16 protein-coding genes are annotated in these 19,459 nt (G+C 70.0%); 13 read left to right on the plus strand and 3 right to left on the minus strand.

Annotated features, from left to right (window positions below; all coding sequences use genetic code 11):
* The first annotated feature begins 1 nt into the window (after position 1).
* From xdhA to FFK22_RS00980, 8 genes are all read left to right on the plus strand, one after another.
* Positions 2-1,474 (plus strand): xanthine dehydrogenase small subunit, encoded by a 1,473-nt coding sequence (xdhA, locus tag FFK22_RS00945; RefSeq protein ID WP_138887596.1) that lies wholly within the window; start codon positions 2-4, stop codon positions 1,472-1,474.
* A complete protein-coding gene (gene xdhB / locus FFK22_RS00950) occupies positions 1,467-3,821 on the plus strand; it encodes a xanthine dehydrogenase molybdopterin binding subunit (RefSeq protein WP_138887595.1) in 2,355 nt (784 codons plus the stop codon). Before xdhA ends, xdhB begins: the two co-directional genes overlap by 8 nt.
* Before the next feature lie 400 nt (positions 3,822-4,221).
* Entirely contained in the window at positions 4,222-5,181 is a 960-nt protein-coding gene (gene xdhC, locus FFK22_RS00955) for a xanthine dehydrogenase accessory protein XdhC (RefSeq protein ID WP_138887594.1), read from the plus strand.
* Entirely contained in the window at positions 5,091-6,662 is a 1,572-nt protein-coding gene (locus FFK22_RS00960) for an ABC transporter ATP-binding protein (RefSeq protein WP_138887593.1), read from the plus strand. Before xdhC ends, FFK22_RS00960 begins: the two co-directional genes overlap by 91 nt.
* Entirely contained in the window at positions 6,652-7,737 is a 1,086-nt protein-coding gene (locus FFK22_RS00965) for an ABC transporter permease (RefSeq protein ID WP_138887592.1), read from the plus strand. The genes FFK22_RS00960 and FFK22_RS00965 overlap by 11 nt, the downstream gene beginning before the upstream one ends.
* Positions 7,737-8,660 carry an ABC transporter permease gene (locus tag FFK22_RS00970; RefSeq protein ID WP_138887591.1) on the plus strand — a complete coding sequence of 308 codons (924 nt, stop codon included), beginning with the start codon at positions 7,737-7,739 and terminating at the stop codon, positions 8,658-8,660. The genes FFK22_RS00965 and FFK22_RS00970 overlap by 1 nt, the downstream gene beginning before the upstream one ends.
* Before the next feature lie 81 nt (positions 8,661-8,741).
* Positions 8,742-9,821, plus strand: coding sequence for a BMP family ABC transporter substrate-binding protein (locus FFK22_RS00975; protein ID WP_306770057.1), 1,080 nt, complete (start codon positions 8,742-8,744; stop codon positions 9,819-9,821).
* A gap of 411 nt (positions 9,822-10,232) precedes the next feature.
* Positions 10,233-11,366, plus strand: coding sequence for a cysteine desulfurase family protein (locus FFK22_RS00980; RefSeq protein ID WP_138892790.1), 1,134 nt, complete (start codon positions 10,233-10,235; stop codon positions 11,364-11,366).
* On the opposite strand, the gene FFK22_RS00985 is transcribed toward FFK22_RS00980, so the two are convergent.
* Complete coding sequence (locus tag FFK22_RS00985; RefSeq protein WP_138892791.1) at positions 11,344-12,255, minus strand: LysR family transcriptional regulator; 912 nt, start codon at positions 12,253-12,255, stop codon at positions 11,344-11,346. The genes FFK22_RS00980 and FFK22_RS00985 overlap by 23 nt on opposite strands.
* 161 nt (positions 12,256-12,416) lie before the next feature.
* Between FFK22_RS00985 and FFK22_RS00990 the strand changes: the two genes are divergently transcribed.
* From FFK22_RS00990 to FFK22_RS01000, 3 genes are read left to right on the plus strand one after another with little or no spacing between them, the layout of a single operon-like run.
* On the plus strand, positions 12,417-13,676 hold the full coding sequence (locus FFK22_RS00990; protein WP_138892792.1) for a urate hydroxylase PuuD: 1,260 nt from the start codon (positions 12,417-12,419) through the stop codon (positions 13,674-13,676).
* Positions 13,677-13,689: 13 nt separating this feature from the next.
* On the plus strand, positions 13,690-15,054 hold the full coding sequence (gene guaD, locus FFK22_RS00995) for a guanine deaminase (RefSeq protein ID WP_138892793.1): 1,365 nt from the start codon (positions 13,690-13,692) through the stop codon (positions 15,052-15,054).
* A 19-nt stretch (positions 15,055-15,073) separates the two neighbouring features.
* The gene (locus tag FFK22_RS01000; RefSeq protein WP_138892794.1) at positions 15,074-15,874 is read left to right on the plus strand and encodes an IclR family transcriptional regulator; all 801 of its coding nucleotides are present in this window, start codon (positions 15,074-15,076) and stop codon (positions 15,872-15,874) included.
* Positions 15,875-15,896: 22 nt separating this feature from the next.
* Here the strand turns inward: FFK22_RS01000 and FFK22_RS01005 are convergent, their stop codons facing one another.
* Together FFK22_RS01005 and FFK22_RS01010 are read right to left on the minus strand one after the other, a co-directional pair.
* Positions 15,897-16,169 carry a Txe/YoeB family addiction module toxin gene (locus tag FFK22_RS01005; protein WP_138892795.1) on the minus strand — a complete coding sequence of 91 codons (273 nt, stop codon included), beginning with the start codon at positions 16,167-16,169 and terminating at the stop codon, positions 15,897-15,899.
* Positions 16,166-16,420, minus strand: coding sequence for a type II toxin-antitoxin system Phd/YefM family antitoxin (locus FFK22_RS01010; protein WP_138892796.1), 255 nt, complete (start codon positions 16,418-16,420; stop codon positions 16,166-16,168). The genes FFK22_RS01005 and FFK22_RS01010 overlap by 4 nt, the downstream gene beginning before the upstream one ends.
* A 203-nt stretch (positions 16,421-16,623) precedes the next feature.
* On the opposite strand from FFK22_RS01010, the gene gcl reads away from it, so the two are divergent.
* Entirely contained in the window at positions 16,624-18,381 is a 1,758-nt protein-coding gene (gcl, locus tag FFK22_RS01015) for a glyoxylate carboligase (RefSeq protein ID WP_138892797.1), read from the plus strand.
* Positions 18,382-18,589: 208 nt separating this feature from the next.
* Positions 18,590-19,387, plus strand: a complete 798-nt coding sequence (gene otnI / locus FFK22_RS01020; RefSeq protein ID WP_138892798.1) for a 2-oxo-tetronate isomerase — start codon at positions 18,590-18,592, stop codon at positions 19,385-19,387.
* Positions 19,388-19,459: the final 72 nt, after the last annotated feature.

Genomic DNA, 19,459 nt, shown 5'->3' on the forward strand with positions numbered 1-19,459 from the left:
CATGCGAGACACCATCCGTTTCCTCCTGGGCGACGAGCTGCGCGAGATCCGCACGGTCGATCCGACCCTGACCGTGCTGGACTGGCTGCGGATCGAGGAACGCAAAACCGGCACCAAGGAAGGCTGCGCCGAGGGCGATTGCGGCGCCTGCACCGTGGTGGTCGGCCGGCGCGACGGCGACCGGGTTCGCTATGAGCCGGTCAATGCCTGCATCCGCTTCCTGGCGACGCTGGACGGCTGCCAGCTGCTGACGGTCGAGCATCTGAAGGCGGCGGATGGCGCGCTGCACCCGGTGCAGCAGGCGATGGTCGACTGCCACAGCTCGCAATGCGGCTTCTGCACCCCCGGCTTCGTGATGGCGCTGTTCGCGCTGTACCGCAACGACCCGGTGCCGGGCGAGGGCCGGATCGACGACGCCCTGGCCGGCAACCTGTGCCGCTGCACCGGCTATGCCCCGATCGTCGCCGCCGGGGAGCGCATGTACCAGCTGGGCGCGCCGAAGGCCGACCGCTTCGCCGCGCGCGAGGCGGACGTCTTCGAGTGGCTCGCCGGGCTGGAGGATGAGGAGACGGTCGTGGTCCGCGACGGCGCCCGCCGCTTCTACGCCCCGGCCACCAAGGCGGCCTTCGCCGCGCTGCTGCTGCAGCATCCGGACGCCACCATCGTCTCCGGCGCCACCGATGTCGGGCTGTGGGTCACCAAGCAGCAGCGGGTGCTGCCGGCGGTGATCTACACCGGCCGGGTGCGCGACCTGCGCGGCATCCGCGAGACCAGGGACGGGCTGGAGATCGGCGCCGCCACCACCTATGCCGAGGCGATCGGGCCGCTGGGCCGGGCCTATCCCGACCTGGGCGAGCTGATCCGCCGCATCGGGGCCGAGCAGGTGCGCGCGGTCGGCACCATTGGCGGCAACATCGCCAACGGCTCGCCGATCGGCGACATGCCGCCGGCCCTGATCGCCGCCGGCGCCACGCTGGTGCTGCGCCGGGGCGACAAGCGCCGGTCGCTGCCGCTGGAAGACTTCTTCATCGCCTATGGCAAGCAGGACCGCCAGCCGGGCGAATTCGTCGAGAGCGTCGTCTTGCCGAAGCTGCGGCCCGGCGACCGCTACCGCGCCTACAAGATCAGCAAGCGCTTCGACCAGGACATCTCCGCCGTCTGCGCCGCCTTCCGGCTGCGGGTCGAGGGCGGCCGCGTCGCCGACATCTGCATCGCCTATGGCGGCATGGCCGGCACGCCGAAGCGGGCGGCGAAGACCGAGGCGGCGCTGCTGGGCCAGCCCTGGACCGAGGAGGTCGTGCGCGCCGCCCTGCCGCGGATGCAGGACGACTTCACCCCGCTGACCGACTGGCGCGCCAGCGCCGGCTACCGCGCCAAGGTCGCCGCCAACCTGCTGCTGAAGCTGCATGCCGAAACCGCCGATCCCGCCGCCGAAACGCGGCTGGTCGGCGAGCGGAGCCTGGCCCATGCCTGACACCACCTTGTCCAAAGCCAAGGCCCAGCCGGCGGCCGACCGCATCGACGGCGCGGTGCACGACCCGCGCCGGCACGACAGCGCCCACAAGCATGTCAGCGGCGAGGCCGTCTATATCGACGACATCCCGGAGCCGGCGGGCCTGCTGCATGTGTGCCTGGGGCTGAGCGAGCGCGCCCACGCCCGGATCCGGTCGATCGACCTGGCCAAGGTGTGCGCGGCGCCCGGCGTGGTCCGCGTCTTCACCGCCGCCGACGTGCCCGGCGAGAACGACATCGGCTGCAACCATCTGGGCGACGAGCCGCTGTTCGCCACCGACCTGGTGCAGCATGTCGGCCAGCCGGTCTTCGCCGTGGCCGCCGAGACCCGCGACCAGGCCCGCCGCGCCGCCCGCCTGGCCGCGATCGACTATGAGGAGCTGACGCCGGTCCTGGACTACGACGCGGCGAAGGCCGCCGGCACGCTGGTGACCAAGCCGATGACGCTGAAGCGCGGCGATGCCGCGGCGGCGATCGCGGCCGCGCCGCGGCGGCTCAAGGGCCGGATGCGGATCGGCGGGCAGGAGCATTTCTACCTGGAGAGCCAGGTGGCGCTGGCTCTGCCGGGCGAGGATGGCGACGTCACCGTCCATTCCTCGACCCAGCATCCGAGCGAGGTGCAGCACATCGTGGCATCCGTGCTGGACGTGCCGGACAGCGCCGTGACGGTCGAGATCCGGCGCATGGGCGGCGGCTTCGGCGGCAAGGAGACCCAGGCCAACCTGTTCGCCGCCACGGCCGCGCTGGTGGCCAAGGCGACCGGCCGCGCCGCCAAGCTGCGGCCGGACCGCGACGACGACATGGTGATCACCGGCAAGCGCCATGATTTCGAGGTCGACTATGCGGTCGGCTTCGACGAGGACGGCCGGATCGAGGGCGTCGAGATGCTGCTGGCCGCCCGCTGCGGCTGGTCGGCCGACCTGTCGGGCCCGGTCACCGACCGCGCTTTGTTCCACGCCGACAACGCCTATTTCTACCCGGCGGTGCAGCTGGCCTCGCTGCCCTTGAAGACCAACACCCAGTCGAACACCGCCTTCCGCGGCTTCGGCGGACCGCAGGGCCTGGTGGCCGGGGAGCGGCTGATCGAGGAGATCGCCTTCGCCACCGGCAAGGATCCGCTGGAGATCCGCAAGCTGAACTTCTACGGCACCGACGACCGCAACGTGACGCCCTACCACCAGACGGTCGAGGACAACATCGCGCCGGAGCTGGTGGCGGAGCTGGAGCGCGACAGCGACTACCAGGCCCGGCGTGCCGAGATCCGCGCCTGGAACAGGACCAGCCGCTGGCTCAAGCGCGGCCTGGCGCTGACGCCGGTGAAGTTCGGCATCTCCTTCACCTTCACCGCCTACAACCAGGCCGGCGCGCTGGTGCATGTCTACAAGGACGGGTCGATCCACCTGAACCATGGCGGCACCGAGATGGGCCAGGGCCTGTACGTCAAGGTCGCCCAGGTCGTGGCCGAGGAGTTCCAGGTCGATATCCGTCGCGTCCACATCACCGCCACCACCACCGGCAAGGTGCCGAACACCTCGGCCACCGCCGCCTCCTCCGGCGCCGACCTGAACGGCATGGCGGCCCAGGCCGGAGCGCGGATGATCAAGGACCGGCTGATCGCCTTCGCCGCCGAGCGCTGGCAGGTCAAGCCGGACCAGGTGGTGTTCCGCCGCAACGTGGTGCAGATCGGCGACCAGGAGGTACCGTTCCCCGAGCTGGTGCGCGCCGCCTATTTCGGCCGGGTGCAGCTGTCCGCCGCCGGCTTCTACAAGACGCCGAAGATCCATTGGGACCGCGCCGCCGGCCGCGGCCGCCCCTTCTACTACTTCGCCTATGGCGCCGCGGTCAGCGAGGTCACGGTCGACACCCTGACCGGCGAGTATCGTCTCGACCGCGTCGACATCCTGCACGACTGCGGCCAATCGCTGAACCCGGCGATCGACAAAGGCCAGGTCGAAGGCGGCTTCGTCCAGGGCGCCGGCTGGCTGACCATGGAGGAGCTGTGGTGGGACGCCAAGGGCCGCCTCAGGACCCATGCGCCGTCCACCTACAAGATCCCGGTGGCCAGCGACCGGCCGAAGATCTTCAACGTGAAGCTCGCCGACACGCGGAACCATGAGGAGACGATCTACCGCTCCAAGGCGGTGGGGGAGCCGCCGCTGATGCTCGGCGTCTCGGTGCTGCACGCGATCTCGGACGCTGTGGCCAGCGTGGCTGATTACAAGCTGTGTCCCCGCCTCGACCCGCCGGCGACGCCGGAGAAGGTGCTGGACGCGGTGGAGCGGGTCAGGGCGGCGGGAGGGGTGGGATGATGACGCTCGTTCATCAGCCGATGTCTTTTGAGTCCCCCCTTCCGCGCGCGCCATCAGCTTCACACACCTCCGAGCGCTATCAAATTGCCTCTCCCGCTTGCGGGAGAGGTCGGGCTCGCGCAGCGAGACCGGGTGAGGGCGGCTCGGCCGCGACACCAGGATCAGCGTTTCAGGATGGGGTGGATCAGGCACTCGCTCCTGGCAGAGCTGTGCTTTCGGGGAGGCCGCTATCCCCTCACCCGGACATCCTTTGGATGTCCGACCTCTCCCGCAAGCGGGAGAGGCAATCTGTTCGCATACCTGCGGTTGATGTCACTGATCGGAAGATGTGTAAATCCCATAGGTCCGCAAGGGGAGGGGGAGGATTCAAAGCAGCGGCAGTTTCGGGGAGGGGAACGAAATGACCCCCCTCGCCCCCACCCTGCGGCTGTGGCTCGGCGATGGCGAGCCGACGGCGCTGGTGACGCTGACTGAGGCCCGCGGTTCGACCCCGCGCGAGGCCGGGGTGCACATGCTGGTCACCGCCGGCGCCGCCCGCGGCACCATCGGCGGCGGCCGGATGGAGTGGGACGCGATCGCCGCCGCCCGGGCCCTGATCGCCACCAAGGAGCGGTCGCAGCGGGTCGAGATCCCGCTCGGTCCCGCCATCGGCCAGTGCTGCGGCGGCTATGTCGTGATCGACCTGGAGCTGGCCGACGGCGCCACCCTGGCCCGGATCGAGGCCGAAGAAGCCGAAGAGGCGGAGACTCGCCCGAGCGTCCTGGTCTTCGGCGCCGGCCATGTCGGCAAGGCGCTGGCCCGCGCCCTGGCGCCGCTGCCGGTGAAGATCCAGTGGGTCGACGGCCGCGCCGACGAGTTCCCGGCCGAGATCCCGGAGAGCATCACCCGCCGGCTGACCCCGACCCCGACAGACGTCATCGCCGAGGCCCCGCCCGGCGCCGCCTATCTGGTGATGACCCACAGCCACGCCATGGATTTCGAGGTCACCGAGGCGGCCCTGCGGCGCGGCGACGCCGCCTATGTCGGGCTGATCGGATCGGCCACCAAGCGCGAGCGCTTCGAGCGCTGGTTCCGGGCCCGGGGCAACGACCCGCGGCGCACCGGAGAGCTGACCTGCCCGATCGGGGCGGGCCTCGGGCGGGACAAGCGTCCGCCCGTCATCGCCGCCATGGTCGCGGCGGAATTGCTCATCGCCTTCGCCAAGGCTAAGGACGTGCCCGCCACCGCCGACAAACCGGCGGCGGGGGCGGCTCCAGAACAGGAGGCTTCATGGACCGCAACTCGGGGGCCGGCCCCGCGCGCATCGAACTGCGCGGCATCACCAAAAGGTTCGCGAGCCTCGTCGCGAACGACGGCGTAAGCTTTTCCGTCCAGCCCGGCGAGATCCACGCGCTGCTCGGCGAGAACGGCGCCGGCAAGTCGACGCTGGTGAAATCGATCTACGGGCTCTTGCAGCCCGATGCCGGCGAGATCCTGTGGAACGGGCAGCCGGCCCGCCCCGCCAGCCCGCATGAGGCCCGCCGCCTCGGCATCGGCATGGTGTTCCAGCACTTCTCGCTGTTCGAGGCGCTGACCGTGGCCGAGAACATCGCCCTCGGCCTGGAGAGCCCGCCCGACCGGCGCGTGCTGGCCAAGCGCATCCGCGAGGTGTCCGAGGCCTATGGCCTGCCGCTGGACCCGCATCGCGAGATCCACACCCTGTCGGTCGGCGAGCGCCAGCGGGTCGAGATCGTGCGCTGCCTGCTGCAGGACCCGAAGCTGCTGATCATGGACGAGCCGACCTCGGTCCTGACCCCGCAGGAGGTGGAGCGGCTGTTCGAGACGCTGCGCCGCCTGGCGTCGGAAGGCTGCTCGATCCTCTACATCAGCCACAAGCTGCACGAGATCAAGGCGCTGTGCAGCCGGGCCACGATCATGCGCGGCGGCAAGGTGGTGGGGTCGTGCGACCCGGCGGCCGAGACCGCGCGCAGCATGGCGCAGATGATGATCGGGGCCGAGCTGCGCACCCTGTCCCGGCGCGGCGCCCGCGGCGAATCCGAGGCGAAGCTGGTGGTGGACCGGCTGAGCCTGCCCGCCGACGGCCCCTTCGGCACGGCACTGAAACAGATCGGCTTCACCGTCGGCGCCGGCGAGATCCTGGGCATCGCCGGCATCGCCGGCAACGGCCAGAACGAGCTGCTGCAGGCCTTGTCCGGCGAGCGCAGGGTGCGGCCTGCCGGCGCGATCCGAATCGGCGGCAGGCCGGTCGGGGCGATGAGCGCGGAGCAGCGCCGCCTGCTGGGGCTGTGCAGCGTGCCGGAGGAGCGCAACGGCCATGCCGCGGTGCCGGAGATGAGCCTGGCGGCCAACACCCTGCTGAGCGCCCGCAACCGGATGAAGCTGGCGCCCGGCGGGCTGATCCGCGCCGGCCTGGCCCGCCGCTATGCCGAGCGCGTGATCCATGAGTTCGGCGTCAAGGCGCGCGGCGCCGAGGCGGCGGCCGGCAGCCTGTCCGGCGGCAACCTGCAGAAATACGTGGTCGGGCGCGAGGTGCTGCAGACGCCCGAGGTCTTCATCGTGTCGCAGCCGACCTGGGGCGTCGACGCCGGCGCCGCCACCGCGATCCACCAGGCGCTGATGACCCTGGCCCAGAACGGCGCCGCGGTGGTGGTGATCTCGCAGGACCTCGACGAGCTGCTGCAGGTCACCGATCGCCTCGCGGTGATCAATCTCGGCCAGCTGTCCGAGGCGCGGCCGACTGCCGAGATCTCGGTCGCCGAGATCGGCCTGCTGATGGGCGGGCTGCACGGGACCGAGCCGGCCACGGCCGAGGAGAAGGAGCACGCCGTCCATGTCGCTTAGGATCGAACCCCGGCGGGAACCGTCCCGCGCCATGGTCTGGCTGACGCCGCTGATCGCCATCGCCCTGACCGTCGCCAGCGGCTATCTGCTGTTCCTGGCGCTCGGCCTGGATCCGGCCGAGACGCTGTACCAGTTCCTGATCGTGCCGGTGGAAAGCTTCTACGGCTGGACCGAGCTGGGGGTGAAGGCGGCGCCGCTGATCCTGATCGCCACCGGCCTGGCCATCGGCTTCCGCGCCAATGTCTGGAATATCGGGGCGGAGGGCCAGCTGATCATCGGCGCCGTCGCCGCCGGCGCCGTCGCCCTCGCCTTCTGGGGCGAGGATGGCTGGTGGATCCTGCCGGCGATGTGCGTCGCCGGCGCCCTGGGCGGCATGGCCTATGCCGCGATCCCGGCTTTCCTGAAGACCCGCTTCGACGTCAGCGAGATCCTGACCAGCCTGATGCTGACCTATGTCGCCGTCCAGGTGCTGGGCCTCCTGGTCTACGGGCCATGGAAGGACCCCGACGGCTACAACTTCCCGCAGACCCGGATGTTCACCGATGCCGCGGTGCTGCCGATCCTGGTCGAAGGCACCCGGCTGCATCTCGGCGTGCTGGTGGCGGGGCTGGTCGCGGTCGGCGCCTGGTTCCTGATGGGCCGCACCGTGTTCGGCTTCCAGATCCAGGTGGTCGGCCAGGCCCCGGCCGCCGCCCGCTTCGCCGGCTTCAGCCGCAAGCGCGTGACCTGGTTCAGCCTGCTGCTGTCCGGCGCCCTGGCCGGGCTGGCCGGGACCTTCGAGGCGGCGGGCCCGATCGGCCAGCTGATCCCGCAGCTGACCCCGGGCTACGGCTTCACCGCCATCATCGTCGCCTTCCTCGGCCGGCTGCACCCGATCGGCATCGTCGCCGCCGGGCTGGTCATGGCCCTGTCCTATATCGGCGGTGAGAACGCCCAGGTCTCGGCCGGGCTGCCGACCGCGGCGACCGGCGTATTCCAGGGCATGCTGCTGTTCTACCTGCTGGCCGCCGACATGCTGGTCCGCTACCGCCTGCGCTGGACCTCGGCCCAGGCCAAACCTGTGACGGTGTCGTGATGGAGATGTTCGTCCTGATCGCGGCGACGGTGATCACCGCGGCCACCCCCCTCCTCCTCGCCGCGCTGGGCGAGCTGGTGGTCGAGCGCTCCGGCGTCCTCAACCTCGGCGTCGAGGGCATGATGCTGATCGGCGCGGTCACCGGCTTCGCCGTGACCTTCACCACCGGCCAGCCGGCGCTGGGCATCCTGGCCGCCGCCCTGGCCGGCACGGCGATGTCGCTGATCTTCGCCGTGCTGACCCTGACCCTGATGGCGAACCAGGTCGCCACCGGCCTGGCCCTGACCATCTTCGGCGTGGGCTTGAGCGCCCTGCTCGGCTCCGGCTTCGTCGGCCACCCGATCGCGCCGCTGCCGAAGCTGTCGCTGCCGGTGCTGACCGACCTGCCGGTCGTCGGGCCACTGCTGTTCGGCCAGGACGCGCTGGTCTACCTGTCGGTCGCCATGACCTTCGGCGTCGCCTGGTTCCTGAAGCGCAGCCGCGCCGGGCTGGTGCTGCGCGCGGTCGGCGAATCCGCGGAATCGGCGCATTCGATCGGCCATCCGGTGCTGCTGGTGCGCTATCTCGCCTGCCTGTTCGGCGGCGCCATGGCCGGGCTGGCCGGGGCCTTCCTGTCGCTGTCCTACACGCCGCTGTGGATCGAGGGCATGACCGCCGGCCGCGGCTGGATCGCGCTGGCGCTGGTGGTGTTCGGGTCCTGGCGGCCATGGCGGGTGCTGCTGGGCGCCTATCTGTTCGGCGGCGTCACCATCCTGCAGCTGCACGCCCAGGGCATCGGCGGCATCGACGTCCCGCCGCAGGTCTTCACCATGCTGCCCTACCTCGCCACCATCGCGGTGCTGGTGATCATCGCCGCCGGGCCGTGGCGCGGCCGGCTGCAGGCGCCGGCGGCGCTGGGCAAGCCGTTCCGCCCGTCCATCTAGGCTGAAACAGGAGCGCGATCCCAATCGCGCTTCCAATCCCGGATCGCTATCATCCGGTGAATCACAACAAGGAGGTCTTCAATGTCGATGCGCTTCTCCCGCCGGTCGGTGCTGGCGGGCTCTGCGGCCACCCTGGCGACGACGATCCTGCCCGGCCGGGTCTGGGCGGCGGAGCCGCTGAAGGTCGGCTTCATCTATATCGGCCCGATCGGCGACTATGGCTGGACCCACGGCCACGACATCGCCCGCCGCGAGATCGACGCGCATTTCGGCGACAAGGTGAAGACCAGCTATGTCGAGAGCGTGCCGGAGGGCCCGGACGCCGAGCGCGTGCTGCGCCAGCTGGCCCAGGCCGGCAACGAGCTGATCTTTACGACGTCGTTCGGCTACATGAACCCGACGATCCGGGCCGCCAAGTCGCTGCCGAAGGTGAAGTTCGAGCACGCCACCGGCTACCAGACCGCGCCCAACGTCAGCACCTACAACGCCCGGTTCCATGAGGGGCGCGCGGTGTGCGGCACCATCGCCGGCCACATGACCAAGTCGGGCATCACCGGCTATATCGGCTCGGTGCCGATCCCCGAGGTGGTGATGGGCATCAACGCCTACACGCTGGCGGCGCAGAAGATCCGGCCGGACATGAAGGTGAAGGTGATCTGGGTCAACAGCTGGTACGACCCGGGCAAGGAGAGCGACGGCGCCAAGGCCCTGATCGACGGCGGCGCCGACATCCTATGCCAGCACACCGACAGCCCGGCGGCGATCCAGGTGGCGGAGGCGCGTGGCATCCACGGCTTCGGCCAGGCGTCGGACATGCGCAACTTCGCGCCCAAGGCGCAGCTGACCTCGATCGTCGACAATTGGGGCCCGTATTATGTCGAGCGGGTGCAGGCCGTGCTCGACGGCACCTGGAAGACCTCGAGCATCTGGTGGGGCTTCAAGCACGGCATGGTCACGCTGGCGCCGTACAATGAGGCGATCCCGGCCGATGTCGTGGCCGCGGCGGAGAAGACCAAGGCCGACATCATCGCCGGCACGCTCGACCCCTTCGCCGGCCCGATCAAGAACCAGAAGGGCGAGCTGGTCGTGCCCGAGGGCAAGGCCCTGAGCGACGACGAGATCGCCAAGATGGATTGGTATGTCGAGGGCGTGGAGGCTTAAGCCGCACTCCGTAGGTTGGGTTCGCGACGAGCGAACCCAACACGGCCTGTGGCCGATGCGCACCCCCCTTGAGTCCCCCCTCCCCTCGCGTCGGGCTTACGAACAGATTGCCTCTCCCGCTTGCGGGAGAGGTCGGACATCCGAAGGATGTCCGGGTGAGGGGATCGCGGTCTCGCCGCAAGCACAGCTTTGCCGCGAGCGAGCATGTGATCTGGCCGGTCCTGAAACGCCGCTCCTGGTGTCGAGGCCGAACCGCCCTCACCCGGTCTCGCTGCGCGAGCCCGACCTCTCCCGCAAGCGGGAGAGGCAATCCGATGACGCCGGGCAGATGTGTAGACGCCCTCCCGCGAGGGGAGGGGGGACTCCATTGTGCAGTGGCCCGAACGGCGGAGCCAGGATTGGGGAGTCGTCATGACCGCCCCGCTCTATCTCGACCACCTCGCCTCCACCCCGCTGGATCCGGAGGTGCTCGACGCCATGCGGGCCTGGCTCGATCCGGCGGCGGTGGGCAATCCGCATGCGGCGCGGCACCGGCCGGGCTGGCGGGCGGCGGAGGCGATCGAGGCGGCGCGGGCCGAGGTGGCGGCGCTGGTCGGGGCCCGGCCGGGCGAGATCCTGTTCACCGGCGGCGCCACCGAGGCCAACAACCTGGCCCTGCTGGGCGGTACGCCCGAGGGCTGGCCCGTGATCGCCTCGGCGACCGAACACCCCAGCGTTCTGGCCTGCCTGCCGGAGCTCGCCGCGCGAGGCCATCGTACCGCCACCCTGCCGGTCGGGCCGGACGGCACCGCCGATCTCGCCGCGCTGGAGACGCTGCTGGCCGGGCGCCCGGCCCTGGTCTCGCTGATGGCGGCCAACAACGAGATCGGCACGATCCAGCCGCTGGCCGAGGCGGCGCGGATCTGCGTCACGGCCGGGGCCCTGCTGCACACGGACGCCGTGCAGATCCTGTCGACCGGCGCGGTCGATGTCCGCGCCCTCGACCTCGCCTTCCTCAGCCTGTCCGGCCACAAGCTGTACGGCCCGATGGGCATCGGCGCGCTGTTCGTGCGCGAGGGCGCGGCGCTGCGCCCCCTCCTCCTTGGCGGCGGCCAGCAGCAGGGGCGCCGCGCCGGGACCCTGCCGACCGCGCTCTGCGTCGGGCTCGGCGCCGCCTGCAGCATCGCCCGGCAGCGTCGCTCGGCCGATGCGCAGCGCCTGGCCGCGCTGCGCGAGCGGCTGTTCCAAGCGCTGCAGCAAGCCCTGCCCGGCCTGCGCCGCAACGGCTCCGCCGATCACGGCCTGCCCGGCTGCCTCAATGTCAGCGTGCCGGGGCTGGACGCGGCCGACCTGCTGCTCGACCTGCCGGAGCTGGCGCTGTCCACCGGCTCGGCCTGCTCCACCGGCAGCCCGGAGCCGTCGCATGTGCTGCGCGCCATCGGCCTGGCGCCGGAGGAGGCCCATGGCAGCCTGCGCTTCGGCCTCGGCCGCGGCACCACCGAAGCCGATATCGACCGTGCGGCGACGCGGCTGGTCGCGGCGATCAGGGCACGAGGTCGGGGCTGAGCAGCGCCCGCGTGTGCTCCACCAGATAATCGGAGAACACCCGCACCTTGGCCGGCAGGAAGCTGCGATGCGGGTACAGCACCGCCAGCACCACCGGCTCCGGCGGATGATCGGGCAGCACGATCTGCAGCGTACCGCTGCGCAGATGCGCCGCCACCTCCCACACCGGCTTCATGACGATGCCGCGGCCGTCGACGGCCCATTGCGTCAGCACGTCGCCGTCATCGGCATCGAAGCTGCCGCGCACCGGCACCTTGGATGGGCCGTCCCTGCCCTCCAGCGTCCACTGGTACTGCCGCGACCCCGGGAAGCGCAGCAGCAGGCAGTTGTGGCCCACCAGCTCCTCCGGCGCCTTCGGGTTGCCATGGGCCTCGAGATAGGACGGCGCCGCGCAGAGCACCCGCCGGCAATCGGCGATCTTGCGCAGCACGAAGCTGGAATCCTTCATCTCCGCCATGCGGATCGCCAAATCCACCGCCTCGCCCAGCAGGTCGAGCAGGTGGTCGGACAGGCGCAGCCGGACCTCGACCCGCGGGTACAGCTCGTGGAACTGCGGCACCAGCGGCGCCAGGATGCGGCGGCCGAAGCCGAGCGGCGCCGTCACCCGCAGGCTGCCCGAGGGCACGCCGCTGGTGGTGGCGACGCTGGTCTCGGCCCGCTCCATCGCGTCCAGCACCACCAGGCAGTGGCGGTAGAAGGTCTGGCCGTGCTCGGTGGTCTGCACCTGGCGGGTGGTGCGGTTCAGCAGGCGGACGCCGAGATGCTGCTCCAGCTGCTGGATGCGGTGGCTGACCACGGCCGGCGACATGCGCACCTGCCGGCCGGCGGCCGACAGGCTGCCGAGCTCGACCACGCGCACGAAGACCCGCATGTTCTCCAGCAGCGCCAATCCATGCTCCCTGTTCCTGGAGGCGATTCTGGCGCATCCACCGGGCAGGATTATAGCCTTTCTTTTGAAAGTGCTGCGTAGCCGCATCGCTTCCCCCGCCGCGGCGATGGCCATTAGGCTGGCGGGAACGGATAATCAGCCAAGGCGGCGGAGGCGAGGGCATGGAGCCGATCATCTGGGAATGGATCAACCTCGTGGCCCGCTGGGTGCACGTGATCACCGCGATCGCCTGGATCGGCTCGTCCTTCTATTTCGTCGCGCTGGACCTCAGCCTGAAGAAGCGCGAGGACCTGCCGAAGGGCGCCGGCGGCGAAGCCTGGCAGATCCATGGCGGCGGCTTCTACAACATGGTCAAGTACCTGGTGGCGCCGGACCGGCTGCCGAAGGAGCTGACCTGGTTCAAATGGGAGGCCTACTCCACCTGGATCAGCGGCTTCTTCCTGCTCTGCGTGCTGTACTACCGCGGCGCCGACCTGTTCCTGATCGACCCGCAGGTGTCACCGTTCTCGCCGAAAGAGGCGATCGCGATCAGCGTGATCAGCCTGGCCCTCGGCTGGCTGGCCTACGATCTGTTGTGCAAGTCGCCTCTGGGCGACAGCGACGTCAAGCTGGCCGCCGCGGGCTTCCTTGTGCTGGTCGCGGCGGCCTACGGCTTCGCCCAGGTGTTCAGCGGCCGCGGCGCCATGCTGCAGATGGGCGCGCTGATCGGCACGATGATGGTGGCCAACGTCTTCTTCCTGATCATCCCGAACCAGCGCAAGGTGGTCGACGCCCTGATCGCCGGGCAGACGCCCGACCCGAAGCTGGGCCGGCAGGCCAAGCAGCGGTCGCTGCACAACAACTACCTGACCCTGCCGGTGCTGTTCCTGATGCTCAGCAACCACTACCCGCTGGCCTTCGGGTCGCACTGGGCCTGGGTGATGACAGCGCTGGTGCTGGTGATGGGCGGGGTGATCCGCCACTTCTTCAATTCGCGCCACGCCGGCAAGGTCACCCCGTGGTGGACCTGGGCCGCGGCCGCGGCCTGCATGGCGGCGATCATCTGGCTGTCGTCCCTGCCGCCGCCGCGCGAGCACGAGGTCGCGACCGCGACCAAGCCCTGGATCTCGACGCAGCCCGAGGCTTCGGTCCAGGCGGCCGCGGCGGACCCGAAGCCGGTGTCCTTCGCCCAGGTGACGGACGTCGTCGTGTCCCGCTGCAGCATGTGCCACTCGACCATGCCGGGCTGGGAGGGCATCAACGAGGCGCCGCGCGGCGTGCTGCTGGACTCGCCGGAGGAGATCCGCCGCCACGCCAGCCTGATCCGCCTGCAGGCGGTGCTGACCCACGCCATGCCGCCGGCCAATGTCAGCCAGATCACCCCGGAGGAGCGCGACCTCCTCGGGCGCTGGACGGCCGATCCCGACCAGGCCGTGCAGTAACAGGAGCTTCGATATGACCACCACCGCCCTGCCCCCCACTGCACTACGAGGGCGCCTGCTGAGCTTCCTCGCCGCCCCGAAGGGCGCCGGCGATGCCGCCAGCTATCGCTATATCCCCGACGGCGTGGTGGTGGTCGAGGCCGGCCGGATCGCTCGGGTCGGCCCAGCGGCCGAGGTGCTGCCGGCGCTGCCGGCCGGCACCGCGGTCGACCATTACCCGGACGAGCTGATCCTGCCCGGCTTCATCGACGCGCATCTGCATTTCCCACAGACCCAGGTGATCGCCTCCTACGGCGCGCAGCTGCTGGACTGGCTGCAGAAATACACCTTCGTCGCCGAGCAGCGTTACGCCGACCAGGCTTATGCCGAGCGTCAGGCCAAGTGGTTCCTGGGGGAGCTGCTGGCCAACGGCACCACCACCGCCGCGGTCTATGGCTCGGTCCATCCCGGGTCGGCCGAGGCCTTCTTCGCCGAATCCGAGCGGCTGGGCACTGCCATGATCGCCGGCAAGGTGATGATGGACCGCAACGCGCCGTCCGGCCTGCTGGACACAGCCCAATCCTCCTATGACGACAGCCGCGCCCTGCTGGAACGCTGGCACGGCAAAGGGCGCCAGCGCTATGCCGTCACCCCGCGCTTCGCCATCACCTCGACCGAGGCGCAGCTGGAGGCGGCGGGCGCGCTGGCGCGGGAATTCCCGGACGCCTATGTCCAGACCCACATCGCCGAGAACCTGAAGGAGGTCGCGGCGGTGCGCGAACTGTTCCCGGACAGCCGCGACTATCTCGACGTCTATGACACATACGGCCTGCTCGGGCCGAAGACCCTGTTCGGCCACTGCATCCATCTCGAGGAGCGCGAGCGCCGGCGCATGGCCGAGACCGGCTCGGTCGCGGTGTTCTGCCCGACCTCGAACCTGTTCATCGGCAGCGGCCTGTTCCCCCTACGCGTTTTACAGGGGCGCGAGCTGGCGCGGCGCGACCCGCCGGTGCGGATCGCGGCGGCGACGGATGTCGGCGGCGGCACCAGCTATTCGATGCTGCGCACGCTCGGCGAGGGCTACAAGGTGCAGCAGCTGCAGGGCACCAACCTGTCGGCGCTGGAGGCCTTCCACCTGGTCACCGCCGGCAATGCCGAGGCGCTGGGCCTGCAGCACGAGATCGGCACCATCGCCCCCGGCCGCTGCGCCGACCTGGTGGTGCTGGATGCCCGCGCCACCGCCGCCATGGCGCACCGGATGGAGGCGGTCGAGGCCGATCTCGAGGAAGAACTGTTCATCCTCATGACTTTGGGGGATGATCGGTCGGTGAAGGCGACCTACATCCAGGGGCGCCGCATGCACGAACGGGAGGGAACGCGCAGCCGGTCACCGGCCTGAGCGTCCAGTCAGGAGCGCCATGGCTGAGATCGATCGCGACGCCGACCCCAGCATCGACGAGCCGAAGACCGGGCAGGTCCGGTCCCTGCTTCGTGCCCTGCGGCTGCTCGACACCGTGGCCGGCCGGGCCGAGGGCATGAGCCTGACCGAGCTGGCCCGGGCCACCGACCTGTCCGCCCCCACGGTCCACCGCCTGCTGACCACGCTGGAGGAGGCGCATTACGTGCGCTTCGACCCGGCGACGCGGCGCTGGATGGTCGGGCTGCAGGCCTTCCTGTCCGGCCTCGCCTATGCCGACGGCATGGGGCTGCGCCGCCTGGCCGACCCACCGATGCGCACCCTGTTCGGCCTGTGCCACGAGACGGTGAACCTGGCGGTGGAAGAGCGCGGAACCATCCTCTACCTGCACCAGCTCGGCGACCCGGGGGCCAGCCTGCCGGGGTCGACGCCCTTGCCGGTGCATGGCTCGGGCGTCGGCAAGGCCCTCTTGTCGGCCAAGACCGACCCGGTGCTGTCGCGCACCCTGCCCGCGCTCGCCCTGACCCGGCTGACCGAGAAGACGGTGCCGGACCTGCCCAGCCTGCGCGACCAGATCAGCCGCGCCCGCCGTTCCGGCTACGCCATCGACGACGAGGAGCACCTGTCCGGCGTGCGCTGCGTCGCCGCGCCGATCCTCGACCGCGGCGGCCGCCCGGTGGCCGCGCTGTCGATCTCCGCCCCGCGCGAGCGCATGGGCGACGACCGCATCGGCCAGATCGGCATGCTGGTGCGCCAGGCGGCCGAGAAGGTGACCCTGCAGCTCGGCGGCCGGCCACACTGAGAGTCTCTGCGGCGTCTTTGACTCAGCGGTGATAGTGGAAGCGGCAGCTGGCGATCTCGAGCACCTGGGTATCGCCCGATCCGGCCAGGCGATAGACGAGACGATGTTCGCGGGTGATGCGCCTCGACCACCAGCCCTTGAAATCGCCGCCCAGCGGTTCGGGCTTGCCGATGCCGGTGAAGGGGGAGCGCGACGCGTCTTTGACGAGCTCGTTCACCCGTCCCAGGACCGCCTTGTCGTTCTGCTGCCAGAACAGGTAGTCGGCCCACGCGGTCTCGGAGAAGACGAGCTTCATTCCTCGATCAGGGTCCGCTCAATTCCCTTGCCCGCATCCAGCTCGGCGATCGAACGGCGCAGGTGATCGGCATTGGCGGGCGTGCTGAGGAGATGAAGCGTCTCCCGCATCCCCTCGAACTCGGAGAGCGGCAGAATGACCACCGGCTCGTGGTTCTGGCGGGTCACGACCAGCTCCGTCCGGTCGGCCTCGATCTGATCCAGGTGCTTGGCCATGTTGGCCCGCAGCTCGGTGAGGGTGACGTGGGTCATGAGCATCTCCAATAATCTGTACATATATATGTACAGAGACGGTCTCCGCAATCCCTCCATATACGGGGACGCGGCTTCCACCAGGTGAAAAAGACCGTTCCTAACTGCCGATTTCCACGCCCTGGAATGTTTCGGGCCGCCGCTGGCCCCGCCCCGCTCCGCCCGCCACCATCCTCCCGAGAACCTTCGAACGGGAGGGCATGATGCCCAAGATGACGGCGATGGAAGCGGCGGTGCATGTGTTGCGCAGCGAGGGCGTGGAGGTGGCGTTCGGCGTGCCGGGTGCTGCGATCCTGCCCTTCTACGAGGCGCTGAAGGACAGCGGCATCCGCCATGTGCTGGTGCGGCACGAGGAGGGCGGCACCCATGCCGCCGAGGGCTATACCCGCGCCCGGGCCGGGGCGATCGGCGTCTGCATCGGCACCTCCGGCCCGGCCGGCACCAACATGATCACCGGCCTGTACTCCGCCATCGCGGATTCGATCCCGATCCTGTGCATCACCGGGCAGGCGCCGCGCGCCAAGCTGCACAAGGAGGATTTCCAGGCGGTCGATATCGCCGCCATCGCCCGGCCGGTGACCAAATGGGCGATCACGGTGATGGAGGGCGCGCAAGTGCCCTGGGTGTTCCGCCGCGCCTTCCAGATCATGCGCTCCGACCGGCCCGGCCCGGTGCATATCGACCTGCCGATCGACGTGCAGAAGGAGATCATCGACTACGATCCCGAGACCGACGCGCCGCTGCCGGTGTCGCGGCCCGCGCCGAACCCCAGCGCCATCGCCCGCGCCATCGACATGCTGCTGGCGGCGGAGAAGCCGCTGATCGTCGCCGGCGGCGGCATCATCAATGCCGAGGCGTCCGACCTCTTGGTCGAATTCGCCGAGCTGGTGAACGTGCCGGTGGTGCCGACGCTGATGGGCTGGGGCACCATCCCCGACGACCATCCGCTGAACGCCGGCATGGTCGGGCTGCAGACCCAGCACCGCTACGGCAACGCCACCTTCCTGCAGAGCGACGTGGTGCTGGGCATCGGCAACCGCTGGGCCAACCGCCACACCGGATCGACCGATGTCTATACGAAGGGCCGCAAGTTCATCCATGTCGACATCGAGCCGACCCAGATCGGCCGGGTGTTCTGCCCCGACCTGGGCATCGTCGCCGACGCGAAGCTGGCGCTGGAGGCGCTGATCGCCGAGGCCCGCGGCCGCCGCCTGCCGAGGCGCGAGAGCTGGGTGGCCGGGGTGCAGGAGCGCAAACGCACCATGCTGCGCCGGACCGATTTCGACAACACCCCGATCAAGCCGCAGCGGGCGTTCCAGGAGATCAACGCCGCCTTCGGCCGCGACACCCGCTTCGTCACCGCGATCGGCCTGTACCAGATCGCGTCGGGCCAGTTCCAGAAGGTGTACAAGCCGCGCAACTACATCATCTGCGGCCAGGCCGGGCCGCTGGGCTGGGAGGTGTCGGCCTGCACCGGCGCCAAGCTGGCCGACCCGTCGGCCGAGGTGGTCGGCATCGTCGGCGACTATTCGCTGCAGTTCCTGATCGAGGAGCTGGCGGTGGCCGCGCAATACCGCATCCCCTTCGTGCTGGTGGTGCTGAACAACGCCTATCTCGGCCTGATCCGCCAGGCGGAGCGCGGCTACAACATGGATTACGAGGTCCAGCTCTCGTTCCAGAACATCAATGCGCCGGAGATCGGCGATTACGGCGTCGACCACGTCAAGGCGGCGGAGGCCTTCGGCTGCATCGCCCGCCGGGTGTTCGACCCGGAGGAGATCGGCGAGGCCCTGCAATGGGCGCGCACCCGCGCCACCCAGGCCAGCCTGCCGGTCATGGTCGAGATCATCACCGAGCGGGTGACCAACATCGCCATGGGGCCGGAGATCGACAAGGTCACCGAGTTCGAGGAGATCATCGACCTCGCCCCCGCCCCGGCCCGCGAGCCGGAGACGGTGTAGCGACAGCGCCGAGCCCATCGCAGCCAAAACGGCCGGGCCGGAGCGCCCCCCTCACCCGGAACCGCTCACGCGGTTCCGACCTCTCCCCTGGGGCGAGGTGAAAATTCCCTCTCCTCGGGGAGAGGGAGGGGCCCGGCCCGCTTGGGCCGGGAGGGTGAGGGGGCGGCCGGGAACGGTCGATCCATCAACGGGAATGTGTGAGACCGCCATGCCGCGCTTCGCCGCCAACCTGACCATGCTGTTCAACGAGCATTCCTTCCTCGACCGCTTCGACCGTGCCGCCGAGGCCGGCTTCACCGGGGTCGAGTACCTGTTCCCCTACCCCTACCCGAAGGAGGAGTTGGCCGAGCGGCTGCAGCGCCACGGCCTGACCCAGGTGCTGCACAACCTGCCGGCCGGCGACTGGGCCAAGGGCGAGCGCGGCATCGCCTGCCTGCCCGACCGCAAGGGCGAGTTCCAGGACGGGGTCGGCCAGGCCATCGACTACGCCACCGCGCTGGGCTGCCGGCAGGTCAACTGCCTGGCCGGCAAGCGGCCGGCGGGGGTGGCCGAGACAGTGCTGGGCGATACGCTGGTCGACAACCTCCGCTTCGCCGCCAAGGCGCTGGGCGAGGCCGGCATCGACCTGCTGGTCGAGCCGATCAACACCCGCGACATCCCTGCCTTCTTCCTCAACGGATCACAGCAGACACTCGACGTGCTCGACGCGGTCGAGGCGCCGAACACCCGGCTGCAATACGACATCTACCACATGCAGATCATGGAGGGGGACCTGGGGCCGACCTTGCAGGCGCTGATGTCCCGCATCGGCCACATCCAGGTCGCCGACAATCCCGGCCGGCACGAGCCGGGCACCGGCGAGATCCATTACCCCTTCCTGTTCCGCCTGCTCGACGCGCTCGGCTATGCCGGCTGGGTCGGCGCCGAATACGTGCCGCAGGCGGGCACCGAGGCCGGCCTCGGCTGGTTCGCGCCGTATCGGGCCCGGACGGCCGTGCCGGCCTGAGCCATTCCCCCTCACCCTCCCGCCGCCAACGCGGCGGGCCCCTCTCTCTCCCCAAGGAGAGGGGAATGAGAG

Source organism: Mycobacterium sp. KBS0706, assembly GCF_005938675.2.
Classification (GTDB): Bacteria; Pseudomonadota; Alphaproteobacteria; order DSM-16000; family Inquilinaceae; genus Inquilinus.